Source organism: Asticcacaulis sp. SL142 (assembly GCF_026625745.1).
Classification (GTDB): Bacteria; Pseudomonadota; Alphaproteobacteria; order Caulobacterales; family Caulobacteraceae; genus Asticcacaulis.
This window is the reverse complement of the sequence record NZ_CP113061.1, coordinates 2088772-2102661: the sequence shown is the minus strand read 5'-3', so window position 1 is coordinate 2102661 and position 13890 is coordinate 2088772. Positions and strand designations below refer to the sequence as shown.

Below are 13890 nucleotides of genomic sequence, written 5' to 3'. Positions count from 1 at the left end.
CGGTGTCCACTTTTCGGATTGCGCTTAACCATACCGGCTTAGGTTCAAATCCCCCGTCTCGATTTCCGGTTTTACGCCGCTAATCAGGTCGGCCAGCACCCGCCCTGAGCCGCACGACATGGTCCAGCCTAGCGTGCCGTGGCCGGTATTGAGCCACAGGTTATTATAGCGCGTGGCCCCGATCACCGGCGTACCGTCGGGGGTCATCGGGCGCAGGCCCGACCAGAACTTGGCCTGAGACTGATCGCCCGACCCGCCGAACAGGTCTTCGACCGAAAAGGTCAACGTCTCTTGTCTTATGGCGGGCAGTGCCTTCGAAAACCCGGCGATTTCGGCCATGCCGCCGACGCGAATGCGTGACCCTAAGCGCGTAATGGCGATCTTATAGGTTTCATCCATCACGGTTGACATGGGTGCCTTCGCCTCATCCACGATCGGCACGGTGATCGAATAACCCTTAACCGGATAGACCGGCACATCGAGGCTAAGCGGTTTCAGAAACGCCGGACTATAGCTGCCGAGCGCACACACAAACGCATCGGCTTCATAGTCGCCTTTTGTGGTCTCAAGCGCCACGATGCGCCCGCCCTCACGGCGTAGGCCGGTCATGGCGGTGTCAAAGATAAACTTCACCCCTAAGGCCTCGCAGCGCGTCGCTAAGGCATTGGTAAAGATAAAACAGTCGCCGGTTTCATCCTGCGGCAGGCGCAAGCCGCCGACGATTTTCGATGTATCAATCCCCGGCTCAATGCGCGCACATCCGGCGGGGTCAAGCACCTCGAACGGCACACCGCCCTCAGTCAGAACCTCGGTGTCCTTACCCACCCCGTCCATCTGTTTCTGGGTGCGAAAGACCTGCAGGGTGCCCAGTTCGCGGTGATCATATTCGATGCCGGTTTCACCCCGCAGCGCGATCAGGCAATCGCGGCTGTAGTCGGCAACGCGCACCATCCGGCCCTTGTTGGTATGGTAGGCATCGTAGCTGCAGTTGAGGTACATCGCCCCCATCCATTTCAGGGTGTCGATATCAAACATCGGCTGGATGATCAGCGGGGCGCGCTTCATGAACAGCCATTTCAGCGCTTTTTGCGGGATGCCGGGGGCCGCCCACGGCGACGAATAGCCGGGCGAAATCTCACCGGCATTGGCAAATGAGGTTTCTAGCGCGGGACCGGACTGCCGGTCGATGACTGTGACGGCGTGGCCAGCCTTTGCCAGATACCAGGCCGAGGTCACGCCGATAACGCCTGCGCCTAAGATAATGATTTTCATGACGATACCGGGATATAATGGCGGAAGTAACGTGACCCCAACTGGGTCAAAATCTCATAGGATATGGTGCCCGCATCGCGCGCCAGATCATCGACCGACTGGTGCGGGCCGATCAGTTCAACAAAGCTGCCCGTCGGTAACGCATCCGGTTTCAGGGCGGAGATATCGATGATAATGCTGTCCATCGATACGCGGCCTAAGATCGGCAGGCGCACGCCCTCAAACCATGCCGCCCCCCGGTTGCTCAGAGCGCGCGGCAGGCCATCGGCATAACCGGCCGACAAGGTCGCCAGCCGCATCTCGCGTTCCGTTATAAACGTACCGCCATAACCGATGTGTGCGCCCGCAGGCACGGTGCGGGTCTGGGTGACGGCGATATCGAGGCGTACAACCGGCTGCATCGGATTGGGCCGCCCGTCATGGGGCACGCCGCCATAAAGCGCGATACCGGGGCGGATCAGGTCATGATGATAGGCGGGGCTGAGGAAAATCCCGCCGGAATTGGCAAAACTTACCGGCACATTGGGAAAGCGTTCCATCGCCCGTCGCATAGCTTTGAGCTGATAGCCATTGGCGGTATTTTCCGGCTCATCGGCGCAGGCCAGATGGCTCATCAGCAGGCGAATATCGAGCCCTTTGGGAGGTGCTACCAGAAAGGCGTCCAGTTCATCGGTTGATAGCCCCAGACGCGACATGCCGGTATCGGCTTGAAGTGCACACGGCAAGACGCGGCCCAGGCTTTGCGCACAGTCCGCCCAGCGTGCAACCTGGTCCACACCATTTAGCACCGGAATAATAGCTTGCGCCGCACATATGGCCTCGGCCCCCGGCGGCAGACCATTCAAAATATAAAGCCGCGCATCGCCGGGCAGGTGCGGGCGCAAGTCAAACGCTTCATGGGCCAGCGCCACAAAAAACTCACGGCATCCGGCGGCATAAAGCGTCTGGGTGACCGGGATGACACCTAAACCATAGGCATTGGCCTTGACCACGGCACCCGCCACGGCGTGCGGGGCCTTAAGTTTCAGGCGCGCGTAATTATCCGCCAGCGCCCGCAGATCTATCCGAAGGCACCCTCCGGCACCTGATGACAGGGTTTGTAACAACAGATTGCGCATCAACCGCCCGCAAAAGTTTGGTTTCTGATGTAAGGATAGGGCAATGATCGTTGAATGTCAGATTGTTTTGTCGCTGAAAATGCGTAATTAAGCGGGATATTGAAACAATCTGCGAATGATGTGGAGTTTTCGTGATGCAGGCTCTCGATGCGATCGATCGCAATATTCTCCGTCATCTGAGGGAAAATGCCCGCCTTAGCAATGCGGCCCTGGCCAAGGCGGTGGGGTTATCACCCTCGGCCTGCTTGCGGCGGATCAATATTCTGGAACAATCGGGGGTCATCCGCGGCTATACGGCGCTGGTTGGCGATAGTCTGGGCGAAGACGGCATTGCGGTCATCATCCGCATTTCGCTGGAGAAGCAGACCGAAGCCTCATTTTCACGCTTTGAAAGCGCGGTGCGTCGCCATCCGGAAATTCGTGAATGTCTGCTGATGACCGGCGATTCCGATTATCTGCTGCGGGTCGATGTCGACAGCGCCCACGAATTTGAGCGCATCCACAATGATGTGCTGTCCAAACTGCCGGGGGTGCAGCGTATACACTCCAGCTTTTCGATCCGCAATGTGCTGGCGACACAACGAAAAAAGTAGCGGGAAAAAAGTAGCCGCGCAGGTGGTTGCCCGCGCGGCTATTTTTTAGATTACGCGCATGTGAATCCAAAAACCGCTTTCACACTTTTTGGCATGCGCTTATGGCTTAACCTTTGATAAAGGCCAGCAGGTCGGTATTGATGACGTCCGCGTGGGTCGTGCACATGCCATGGGGGAAGCCCTTATAGACCTTAAGCGTACCGTTTTTGAGCAGCTTGGCTGACAACAGAGCGGAATCGGCAATAGGCACAATCTGGTCGTCGTCGCCGTGCATGACTAAGGTTGGTACGTCGACAAACTTAAGGTCTTCGGTAAAATCAGTCTCGGAAAATGCCTTGATCCCATCATAGTGTGCCTTGGCGCCGCCGACCATGCCCTGCCGCCACCAGTTTTGAATAGAGCCCTGAGAGACGGCGGCACCGGGGCGGTTGAAGCCATAGAACGGGCCTGAGGCGACATCGAGGTAGAACTGGGCGCGGTTATCAGCCAGGGCCTTGCGGAAGCCGTCAAAGACTTCGATCGGCAGACCGCCGGGATTGGCGGGTGTTTTGAGCATGATCGGCGGCACGGCCCCGATCAGCACCAGCTTGGCGGCGCGGCCCTTGGGCTGGCCATATTTGGCGACGTAGTGCAGGGCCTCACCGCCGCCGGTGGAATGGCCGATATGGACGGCGTTTTTCAGATCAAGATGTTCGACCACAGCCGAGACATCAGCCGCATAATGATCCATATCGTGACCGCCCCCAACCTGGGTGGAACGGCCATGGCCGCGGCGGTCATGGGCAATGACGCGAAAGCCTTTGTTTAGGAAAAACAGCATCTGGGCGTCCCAGTCATCACCGGACAACGGCCAGCCGTGATGGAAGACAATCGGCTGGGCGGTTTTGGGACCCCAGTCTTTGTAAAATATTTCGACGCCGTCCTTGGTTTTGACGTAGCTGGTATGCATGGTTTTAGCTCCTGATAGTTTAGGGATTAAGGATTGGGCCGCGGCGGCACCGCTCAGGCTGGCTCCACTGAGGCTGGTTGCGGCGATCAGCCCGGTGGCACCCGTCAGCACGGTGCGGCGGGAAGATTTCAGAATATCGGTCATGGTTATAGTCTCCGGACGACCCGTGCTGAAATGGCTTTGGGGCGTGATTACGGGCGGACTATAGCCACTGCCGTGCGTCCGGTCGCGGGCGGCAACGGGGGATAGGGCGGGGTTTTGGGATGAGTTTGCCTATACCTGCGTATAGGTTACGCGACCGCCGCCTTTGGCAGATGGGCCGGACAATGATGGCGCAGGAACTCACCGTGGCTGGGCAGGGTATCGACAAAGGCCGGCAATTGCCGCGATACGGCGCTGAGTGTCGCCTCAAGATCGCTGTGGCTGATGTGATTGGCTTGCGGCAGATAGCTGCGTGGCCGCACACCCATCCCTTCCATCACCGATTGCCAGGACGGGGCGCGGAACAGTTCATCAACCCCTTCGCGTAAGGCGCCATTGAGGCGGAACAGTTCGAGCTTTTCCCGTAAGGTCTGCGGCACGGGGGCGCATCTGACATCGCGCCAGAACGGCGTGTCGTCGCGCTCAGTCGTGCAATAGTGCAGCACCACGAAATCCTTGATCTCGGTATAATCGGCCGCCATGCGCCGGTTATATTCGCGGATCAGGGTCGGATCGCAATCGCGCTCAGGGAAGTAGCGCAGCAGGAAATCCATCGCCCGGTAAATCAGGTGAATGGCGGTCGATTCCAGCGGCTCGATAAAGCCGGACGCCAGCCCGACGGACACGCAGTTTTTCGACCACAGTTCCGAACGCATCCCGGTCTTGAACGGGATGATCATAGGCTTGGTGACGGCCTCACCCTCGACCTGCGCCATCAGGGCGGCCACCGCCTCATCGTCGGAAATATGCTTTGACGAAAAGACATAGCCATTGCCCGCCCGGTGTTGCAGCGGGATGCGCCAGCGCCAGCCCGCACTTTGGGCTTGGGCGTAGGTATAGGGATGGGGCGGGTTGATGTTTTCGGTCTGTACCGCCACCGCCCGATCGCACAGCAATTCATCGGACCAGTCGATAAAGCCGGTTTTCAGCGTCTGCGCGATCAGCAGGGCGCGAAAGCCGGTGCAATCGAGAAATAAATCACCGGTGATCTCACGCCCGTCCTTGAGTTCAACGCTGCGGACAAAGCCGGTGTCATGCTGATGGACCTGACCGACAATGCCTTCATGACGGATGACGCCATTGCCTTCGGCATGGCTGCGCAGGAATTTGGCTGCCAGAGACGCATCAATATGCAGTGACATGGCCGCCGAACCGATGGGTGTATTGCGCGCCTTTTGCGGCAGCATGAACTTGCCCGCATGGGCCATGACGGCGGCAGGGGCAAAGTCCTGAAGCCCGGACGGATGGCCTGCCTGTTTGGCACGCAGCCATAACTGATAGAAATTAAGCGCGGTGCCATTTGACACCCTGACCGGGCCGCCGATATTTCCAAACGGATGGAAATATGTCTCGCCCTTTTTTCGCCAGTCATCGAAGCGGATACCGAGCTTGAATGATCCTTGCGTCGCCTGAATGAAGTCCTGTTCGTTGATGCCGAGATTGCGCAGCAACTCAAGGATTGGCGGCACGGTCGATTCCCCGACGCCGATGGTGCCGATCTGCTCGGATTCGACCAACGCGATCTCAAACCGGCCTTTGGGCAGGTAGTGGCTCAGGATCGCCGCGCACATCCAACCGGCGGTGCCTCCACCCACAATGACGATTTTTGTGATGGCATTGTCAGTCATGTTACGCACTCGCTCTTGCGGGGTTAGCCATGCGGTTGCAGTAGTCGAGATAGTCCTGATGGGTCGGGGCCTTGGCGACGGTGGTTGTGATGAAGTCGGCCATTTGTTTACAAGCCTCTATCATGTCATCGCGTTTCAGGCCGTCGGTAGCCGGATCATAGGCCTGCGGGTGCCAGCCATAACCGTCATAGATCGCCAGCCAGCTTTGCGGGTGGAACATCTCCCAGCGGTAGCGCACAAAATGGCCGCGGGCCTTATAAAGCTCGATCTTATGGCGCAGGGTGTCGGGCAGGTCGATCGTTTTACAGGCCCGCCAAAACGCGGTGTCGTCACGATCAGACGCGTAATAGTGCAGGATGATAAAATCGCGCACCCGCTCAAATTCGCGACGCGACATATCGTTATATTCGTCGGTCAAAGCAGGGTGAAAACCCTTATCGGGAAATAGTTGTTTCAGCTTTTCGATGCCGGTTTGAATGAGCGCGATCGAGGTCGATTCCAGCGGTTCCAGAAATCCTGACGACAGGCCAATGGCGACGCAGTTTTTGGCCCAGGCCTGTTGGCGCCGGCCGGGGCAGAATTTGATCTGACGCGGTTCAAAGAGCATCTTGCCCGGCACATTGGCGGTGAGGGTCGCAAGCGCCGTCTCATCATCGGTAAAGTTCGACGCATAGACATAGCCATTGCCGCGCCGGTGCTGCAAAGGGATGCCCCACTGCCAGCCCGCGTCGCGGGCGGTGACTTCGGTATAGGGGGCCGGTGCCAGGCCGGTGGTTTCTGACTGCACCGCATAGGCGCGGTCGCAGAACAGCCACTGGCCATAGTCTTCGTATCCCACACCCAGCGCCTTACCGATCAGCAGGGCCTGAAAGCCGGTGCAGTCGATAAACAGGTCGCCGCCCACCGTAGTGCCGGTGTTGATACCCAGCGACCGGATGTGCCCGCTGTCGGGATCAAGATTAACGGCTTCAATCCGCGCGTCGATATATTCAACCCCCAGACCCATCGCAAAGGTGCGCAAATAGTCGGCATAAAGTCCGGCATCGAGGTGATAGGCCCAGTCAAAGAACGCGCCGTAAAATGGAGCTTGACCGGCGGGCATGGCGAATTTTCCGGCCTTGGCCAGAGCCGCGCCTAAGCAATAGTCATCAAGGTTGGGCGCGTGTCCTTCGGCGCGTAAACGACTCAAAACCTGCAGGAAAGCGACGTCGCCAAAGTCTTCGCCGTAGCCGCCAAAGGGGTGAAAAAAGGTCGTGCCTTTGCGGTTCCAGTCCTTAAAGGCGATGGCCAGTTTGATGGTAGCGCGGGTTGCACGCACCATCTCCATCTCATCAAGGCCGAGGCTTTGGGTAAAGGTGCGGATGGTCGGAATGGTAGCTTCACCGACGCCGATGGTGCCGATGTCTGAGGCGGCGACCAGACGGATTTTAACCGGCGTATTCTGGAAATGTTTGGCAAGCGCCGCCGCCGTCATCCAGCCTGCCGTGCCGGCACCGGCGATGACAATGGTGCTGATGGCCTTATCCATATCGCGTTTCCTGATGGTTATATTTTGGGGTCAGGATGGGCGCATCGCGTGCGCGGATCAACTCAAAAAAGTGGCTTTAAAAAGCGGCCCAAAAAGCTGCGAAAAGGGAGGGAGGCTCCCTTTCGCAGTTCAGTTGGGGAAAGATTGGCGCGACACCATAGGCGTCGCGCCAAAGGCTTAGGCTACGCAACGAACGTATCCTAAAGGATTTAAGCCCTTACCACTTGGCGCGAACGCCGATAGTGATGCGGGGCTCATACTCGTTCTGATAGGCAAATTGGGTCTTGCCCTCAGCGAACTTATAGTAATAGCTCTCGATCTCGCCGGTGATGTTGGAGCCGTTGAGATAGAGCGACAGCTTCGGATTGATGTCATAGGTCGCGTTGACATCGACATATGAGCTTTCTTCCTGATAGGTCGGAATGTTGTCGCCGCTCAAAGTCGCCAGACCCTGCACGCGGTCGGAGCGGTAATTGTAGGCGACGCGGAACTGGAACTTTTCGTCCTGATACCAGCCAACCAGATTGTACTGATGCTCTGAGTTGTTGACGAACGGCAGCTTGTCACCATCGATGCCGCGACGGTTTTCGGTCGAAGGCGAGAAGGTGTAGTTGGTATCGACCCCGAAGTTCGACAAAATGCCGCCGTCAAGGAAGTCATCGAAGGCAAACTTGCCGCCGATTTCAACGCCTTGCACCTTGCCGCCGTCGCCCTGAATGTTGAGCGAAACCGGCACGTCATATTCTGGTGAGCCATCTGGGTTCGGGAACCGTCCGGTGGTCGATCCGCCGGTGACGAAGCTTTCGATATCGATATAGAACAACGCCACGTTCACCATCGACGCCCGGCCGAGATAGTATTCAGCCGCTGCATCGAAGTTTTTGGCCCGCCAGGGGTTGAGGCCTGGGTTGCCGCTGCGTTCGGCACTGGTCACGATCCGGCCACCGGAGCCGTTGTCGGCGGTGTTGATCTTCAGGCCACCGCCGTAGGAACCGAGGTCAAGCGGTTGCATGGTCTTGGCAGCGGCGAAGCGGAAGCGCAGCTTATCCGAATAATCATAGATCATGTTGAACGATGGTAAAACGTCCGTGTAGCGGTTCTGGTCGAACACATCGCCGATGTCTTCGTTGGTGTCGCCATAAGGATATTGAGTCGGATCGGTGACGTTCTGGCGGACATCGATCTTGGTATTGATGACGCGCACGCCGACATTACCGCGGATCTTTTCACCGACTTCGAAATCACCGGCCAGATAGGCGGAGTTTTCGGTCAGGTCGACATCGTAGGACTGACCCGGCACGATGACGCGGTTAGCGCCGCCGAAGACGCGCTTCATGAACGCGGCCGCATCGTCAAAGTCACGCGGATCAGCGGCCCAGAAGCCGGGGATGCCCGACGTGATGCCACCCAGATCGGTCACGAAGATCGGGTTATTGTACTGATCAAGGCGGGTCGGACGGTTGACGGTGTAGGGCTGGAACACCATGACACTGGGGTTGGTGGCGGACGGTACCATTTCGCCACGGGCGCAGCGCGGATTGTCCATGACTACGTCGATGGCTTTCCACTGGGCCGCACAGCCAGCGCTCTGGACGACACCGTTCTGGTCCTGCTTGCCGGCATAGAAGTCGGAGAACAGGTGGAACTGGGTGATCGAGACATCGCGCTTGGAGGAGCGGATGCCGCCGTTAACCTTGGTGAACAGGCCAAAGGCCTTTTCATCGAAGGTGTAGTGGGCGTCAAAACGGGCGACCTGAAGCGTCGATTCAGCTTCGTTATTACCTTCGGACGAGAACGCACCGACGGCATAGGAGCCGAGGTTGGCCATGTAGTCCTTCAGGGTCTTGCCCGCGCCTAAGCCACCACTGATCGGGGTGTCAAAGCCTGACCAGACCGGGCTTTCGCCTGAGATGTCATAGTGAAGCTGCGGGTTCTCCCCGTAACCCTGTGGGTTCGGATTGATATAGCAACCACCCTGATTGCCGGTGATGCTGTTGGAACGGCGCGACGCATCAAAGGTGTCGCAGATTTCCTTCGGATAGAAGGTGCCGCGTGTACGGTCATCGGCATTGCGGAACAGGTTGAACCGGCCCGGAGCATACTGCCAGTTCGACAGGTCGCCCTGAACCTGACCGTTCATGCTCAGGCGGTTGGCGTCTGCCGAGATCAGGCGGGCCTCATAGGTGAACTTGCCGCCGTTATCGTACTTCAGTTCCAGATTATAGTTATAGGACTCGGACGTATTGGTGCGGTTGACAGTGAACGAGTTCACCCAGTGAGCGTTGACGTCATATTCGTCGACCGTCAGCCACGGACGGCCGTTGGAGCCGGTTTGGCCGCTGTCGGCGGAGACATCCGGCTGGGCCCAGACCCCAAAGGCGGCGCCGTCCCAGCGGTTGGAGATATTGATACCGATGGCGCGGTTATAGTCCTCAAGCTTGGCGTAGAAACCTTCGGCCACAAACGTATAGCCTTCGCCAAAGCGAGCCTCGAACGCGAGGCTTGCGCCCAGACGCTTGCGCTCATTGGTGCGGCTGAAGCTTTCAAAACCGTGTGGCGACACAAAGTTCTGCGGGGCCGAGCCACCCCAGTCGTTGTTGCCGGACAGGCCGACCACGCCGGAGAAATTGTTGGCCAGATTGACGTTCGATTGCGCGACTGACGCCATGAAGCCGATATTGTCATTGCGCCATGACCCCAGCACGTTGGCAACATAGTCATCGCCTTCGCTCATGTCGCCGCGCTGGCCCTCAATCGCCCCGGCCAGGGTCAAGCCTTGACCAAACTGGAACGGACGACGGGTTTGCAGGTCGATGGTGCCGGAAATCCCCGACAGAGCATTGGTCGGCTCGGTCGATTTATAGACGACAACCGAGTTCATCAGTTGCGACGGCACATCCAGCAGGTTCGGCTGGGCCGAGCCAAGGTTACCGGCCGACAGATACTGCTCACCGTTCATCAGGGTGATGACCTGCGACAGGCCGCGGATATCGACGGTCGAGCCTTCGCCGGCGTCACGGCGGATCTGCACGCCCGGAATACGCTGAACCGAATCGGCAATGGTGGTGTCGGGCAGCTTGCCGATATCTTCGGACGAAATGGCATCGACAATGGCGACTTCCTTGCGCTTGATGCCGACCGACTTCAGTTGTGAGGCGCGCACGCCGGTCACGACGACAGTTTCAATATCGCTATCGGCGGCGGGGACTGCGTCTTGCGCGGTGGCGGCGGTGGACAGTGCCAGTGAGAGTGCGGCCACGGATACGCCGGCCCCCAGCGCCAGACTGAGCTTGCGGCTTAAGGTTCGCCCATATGGGCGGTGGTTTCGTGTTTGGATTGTCATAGTTTCGTCCCTGTAAGTTGTTCTCGAACGCGGTTTAAACTGACTGCATGTGTTTGAAACCTGACCTTACGAACCCTTTTTTGTCTTGACCGCTAAGTTTATGTCTTTTTATGGTAACGTTATCATGTCTTGCGGACATTTTCGCAGGAAGTGGGATTTGTATTGAATAAATTGAATAATTCATAAAATGTCTTCCCTGTCACAGCACTTTTGTCGTGCTTTTTGACCTTCCGACGGATGGTTTTCGTCATGAAGTGTTGTTGATTTCACAAAATGCCTCATTTTTGTCAATAATAAATGTCATCGATGTCATAATGCGGGGCCAAATGGCTGGACATTGCGCGAATTGTGTGGCTTCACTGCATCATAAACAATGTTGGAGCGGGCGAATCTGTCTTAAAATCCAACCTCAAGCCCATGCCGTAAATTGACCGACCATGACCACCATATATGATGTCTCAAAACTGGCCGGGGTGTCCGCCAAGACCGTGTCGCGGGTTCTGAATGAGCCGGATCGGGTCAAGACGGCGACCCGTGAGCAGGTTCTGGCGGCCATGAAGACGCTGGATTACAGCCCCAATGCCTCGGCGCGGCAGTTGCGGCTGGGCGGGTTTTCCTCGATCGGCCTGCTGCTGGAAGATCCGGCCTCCGGCTACCAGAGCCGTTTCCATCAGGCCCTGCTGACCGCCTGCATGGAAGCGGGCAAATATATGACGGTCGAGCTGTTCGAAGGCGTTATGCCGGACTGGCAGGCGCGGGTGGATCGCTTCCTAACCGAAGGGCGGGTACGCGATCTGATCTTGCTGCCGACCCTGTGTGATTTTGCGCCACTAAAGGATTTGCTGCGCGAACGCGGGGCGCGCGCCGTGCTGATTGCGCCCTCGGTCCATGATCCGCACTTTCCGTCGGTGGTCATGGATGACCGGGCGGCGGCGCGTCAGATCATCGAATATCTGTTTTCTCTGGGCCATACGCGCATAGGCCATATCACCGGTCATCCCGATCACTCGGCCACGATCCTGCGGCGTTCGGGTGTCATCGAAGCCTATGATGCCAGGGGCCTGCCGCGCCCAAAGCCAGAGCTGTTCGCCAGTGGCGATTTTATGTTCAAAAAGGGCATTGAGGCGGCGGAGACGCTGCTGTCCTTGCCTGAGCCGCCGACCGCGATTTTTGCGGCCAATGATGAAACAGCGGCGGCGGTGGCTATGGTCGCCCATCGCCGGGGCCTCAGCATACCCGGTGATTTGTCGGTGGTTGGCTTTGATGATGCGCCGATTGCGTCTGCCGTCTGGCCGCAACTGACGACCATCGCCCAGCCGTACCTTGAGATGGCGCGTAAGGTCGTCCATCTGGTTGATACCTGGGATCAGCAAAGCACGCAGTCGGGTTTCGTCAGCACGTACCTTACGCCGCATGAACTGGTTATCCGTGAATCGAGTGGACCAGTGCCGAAAGTCTGATGATGCAGGGACGTTTTGACGCGGTAAAAAAGGTAAGAAGGCGTTAATTTTACCACCCATGCACTTGCGAATTATTTGCATAGGTGCTACCCAGCCTGCCGGATATCATTGCGGGTAGTGGGCATGGGTGTGCAGGCGGCGTTCGCGCCAAATATTAGGCCAAATACTAAATCTGAAACGGGACGCGCCCTTAAGCCTTCTGCGACTAAGGCCGCGCGCGTATCGCCAATAGCCATTGCCGTGGCTTTATCCATCGCCGTTCATGCCGGTATTGGCCTTTATTTTGTCACCATGCGCTTTGTCATGCCGCCTGCTCAGGCTTCCCTTGAGGAGGCGATGCTGGTCGAGATGTACCTGCCGCAGATCGAGCCCGATAAGCCTAAGCCGTCACCGGCACCGCCCAAACCGCAACCTGTCAGCATGTCGCCCATCAAGACCCGCGTCATTGATACGCCTGTGGTCTCAAATGTCGCTCCTCTGGTCATGGCCGCAGTGGAAGCGCCTAAAACCGTCGCTGCCGCTCCGGTGGTTGCCCTGCCATCACCTGTGCCCGCCCCCGCCGCAGAGCGGTTTGTTGACGTCGATGTCGATCAGGCCTTGTCGCGTAATCCGGCCCCGCCATATCCGCCTAAGTCCGTGCAGATGCGTGAGCAGGGCGTGGTCTGGCTGCGGCTTATGGTGCGTGCCGATGGTGGCGTGGGTGAGGTGCAGGTCAAAACCTCCAGCGGCTCCCTGCGTTTGGATGGTGCCGCCAGACAGGCCGTCAAGACCTGGAAGTTTACCCCAGCCCGTCGCAATGGGCAGGCCGTCGAGTCCTGGGTCAATGTACCCATTCGCTTTAATCTGAAATCTTAGTCTCCATTGGGAACCTTAACGACATGAAATTCACCAAAGGTCTTATCAGTTCGCTGGCGCTTCTGGCCGCACTCGGTCCAGTCAGCGCCGTCGCCCATAGCCAGTGGCTGTTGCCATCGGCCACTCAGGTTGAGGTCTCGACCAACCCGCAACGCCCGACCTATGTCACAGTTGATGCGGCGTCGTCTAACGGTCTGTTCTATGCCGACCATAACGCCATGCGCCTGACCGGCCTGCAAATCACCGGCCCGGATGGGGCGGCGGTTGAGGCGGAGAACGTCTCAACGGGTAAGTTGCGCTCGACCTTTGATGTTAAGCTGCTTAAGCCCGGCACCTACCGCATCGCCTCGGTCAATAATTCGGTCATGGCCACCTATAAAAAGGACGGTCAGGATGTGCGTTTCCGCGGCACCGAAGAGGCCTTCGCCAAGGACGTCCCGGCAAATGCCGAAGGGTTGACCGTATCGCGCAATTTTGGCCGGGTTGAGACCTTTGTGACCTCAGGTGCGCCGACCGACATCAAGGCGATCGGTAAGGGCCTTGAAATTCTGCCTTTGCAACCGACAACCGATCTGGTGCTGGGGGAGGTCGCAAAATTCCGCGTGCTGGTTGACGGCAAGCCAACGTCTGGCCTGTCGATCAAGATCGTTCCCGGCGGGGTACGCTACCGCGGTGCGCTCAAGGATCAGGTTCTGAAAACCGATGCCAACGGTGAGTTTTCGATCAAGTGGGAACTGGCGGGGGCCTATTGGGTCAACACCAGTTATCCGCCGCGTCCGGAAGCTGACGATGATGATGCACCCGTTGGTGGTCCGGCGGCGGGAGGCCAAGGTGGTGGCATGGGTGCGCCGCGTGGCCCGATGGCTCCGCTGCGCATGTCCTATTCGGTTACGCTTGAGGTCATGCCGCAGTAGTTACGCGCATATATTCAAAGGTAAAGGGC

General features: G+C 58.0%; 10 protein-coding genes. 4 read left to right on the top strand and 6 right to left on the bottom strand.

The genetic code is table 11. The features are described 5' to 3' along the window. Positions 1-24: 24 nt before the first annotated feature. Complete coding sequence (locus OVA03_RS09505) at positions 25-1272, bottom strand: D-amino acid dehydrogenase (protein ID WP_267523994.1); 1248 nt, start codon at positions 1270-1272, stop codon at positions 25-27. Continuing rightward, positions 1269-2390, bottom strand: coding sequence for an alanine racemase (gene alr / locus OVA03_RS09500; protein WP_267523992.1), 1122 nt, complete (start codon positions 2388-2390; stop codon positions 1269-1271). The genes OVA03_RS09505 and alr overlap by 4 nt, the downstream gene beginning before the upstream one ends. A gap of 134 nt (positions 2391-2524) precedes the next feature. On the opposite strand from alr, the gene OVA03_RS09495 reads away from it, so the two are divergent. Then, positions 2525-2983 (top strand): Lrp/AsnC family transcriptional regulator, encoded by a 459-nt coding sequence (locus OVA03_RS09495; protein ID WP_267527707.1) that lies wholly within the window; start codon positions 2525-2527, stop codon positions 2981-2983. Positions 2984-3089: 106 nt separating this feature from the next. Here OVA03_RS09495 and OVA03_RS09490 read toward each other — a convergent pair whose 3' ends face one another. The 4 genes from OVA03_RS09490 to OVA03_RS09475 all read right to left on the bottom strand — a co-directional run bounded on the left by OVA03_RS09490 (position 3090) and on the right by OVA03_RS09475 (position 10632). Then, complete coding sequence (locus OVA03_RS09490) at positions 3090-4076, bottom strand: alpha/beta fold hydrolase (protein WP_420710423.1); 987 nt, start codon at positions 4074-4076, stop codon at positions 3090-3092. A 146-nt stretch (positions 4077-4222) separates the two neighbouring features. Continuing rightward, entirely contained in the window at positions 4223-5761 is a 1539-nt protein-coding gene (locus tag OVA03_RS09485) for a tryptophan halogenase family protein (protein WP_267523990.1), read from the bottom strand. A 1-nt stretch (position 5762) separates the two neighbouring features. Continuing rightward, on the bottom strand, positions 5763-7289 hold the full coding sequence (locus tag OVA03_RS09480) for a tryptophan halogenase family protein (protein WP_267523988.1): 1527 nt from the start codon (positions 7287-7289) through the stop codon (positions 5763-5765). Positions 7290-7506: 217 nt separating this feature from the next. Then, positions 7507-10632 (bottom strand): TonB-dependent receptor, encoded by a 3126-nt coding sequence (locus tag OVA03_RS09475; RefSeq protein ID WP_267523987.1) that lies wholly within the window; start codon positions 10630-10632, stop codon positions 7507-7509. Between the two features lie 437 nt (positions 10633-11069). On the opposite strand from OVA03_RS09475, the gene OVA03_RS09470 reads away from it, so the two are divergent. The 3 genes from OVA03_RS09470 (at position 11070) to OVA03_RS09460 (ending at position 13861) form a co-directional block, all read left to right on the top strand. Then, positions 11070-12092 (top strand): LacI family DNA-binding transcriptional regulator, encoded by a 1023-nt coding sequence (locus OVA03_RS09470; RefSeq protein ID WP_267523985.1) that lies wholly within the window; start codon positions 11070-11072, stop codon positions 12090-12092. 240 nt (positions 12093-12332) lie between these two features. Beyond that, positions 12333-12947, top strand: coding sequence for an energy transducer TonB (locus OVA03_RS09465; RefSeq protein ID WP_267523983.1), 615 nt, complete (start codon positions 12333-12335; stop codon positions 12945-12947). Positions 12948-12970: 23 nt separating this feature from the next. Beyond that, complete coding sequence (locus OVA03_RS09460) at positions 12971-13861, top strand: DUF4198 domain-containing protein (RefSeq protein WP_267523981.1); 891 nt, start codon at positions 12971-12973, stop codon at positions 13859-13861. The last annotated feature ends 29 nt before the right edge of the window (positions 13862-13890 follow it).

Excerpts from the sequence above, each read along its gene's own strand:
- OVA03_RS09485 (WP_267523990.1), bottom strand. The coding sequence starts at position 5,761 with ATGACTGACAATGCCATCACAAAAATCGTCATTGTGGGTGGAGGCACC.
- OVA03_RS09475 (WP_267523987.1), bottom strand. The coding sequence starts at position 10,632 with ATGACAATCCAAACACGAAACCACCGCCCATATGGGCGAACCTTAAGC.
- OVA03_RS09495 (WP_267527707.1), top strand. The coding sequence starts at position 2,525 with ATGCAGGCTCTCGATGCGATCGATCGCAATATTCTCCGTCATCTGAGG.
- OVA03_RS09470 (WP_267523985.1), top strand. The coding sequence starts at position 11,070 with ATGACCACCATATATGATGTCTCAAAACTGGCCGGGGTGTCCGCCAAG.
- OVA03_RS09490 (WP_420710423.1), bottom strand. The coding sequence starts at position 4,076 with ATGACCGATATTCTGAAATCTTCCCGCCGCACCGTGCTGACGGGTGCC.
- OVA03_RS09480 (WP_267523988.1), bottom strand. The coding sequence starts at position 7,289 with ATGGATAAGGCCATCAGCACCATTGTCATCGCCGGTGCCGGCACGGCA.
- alr (WP_267523992.1), bottom strand. The coding sequence starts at position 2,390 with ATGCGCAATCTGTTGTTACAAACCCTGTCATCAGGTGCCGGAGGGTGC.
- OVA03_RS09505 (WP_267523994.1), bottom strand. The coding sequence starts at position 1,272 with ATGAAAATCATTATCTTAGGCGCAGGCGTTATCGGCGTGACCTCGGCC.
- OVA03_RS09460 (WP_267523981.1), top strand. The coding sequence starts at position 12,971 with ATGAAATTCACCAAAGGTCTTATCAGTTCGCTGGCGCTTCTGGCCGCA.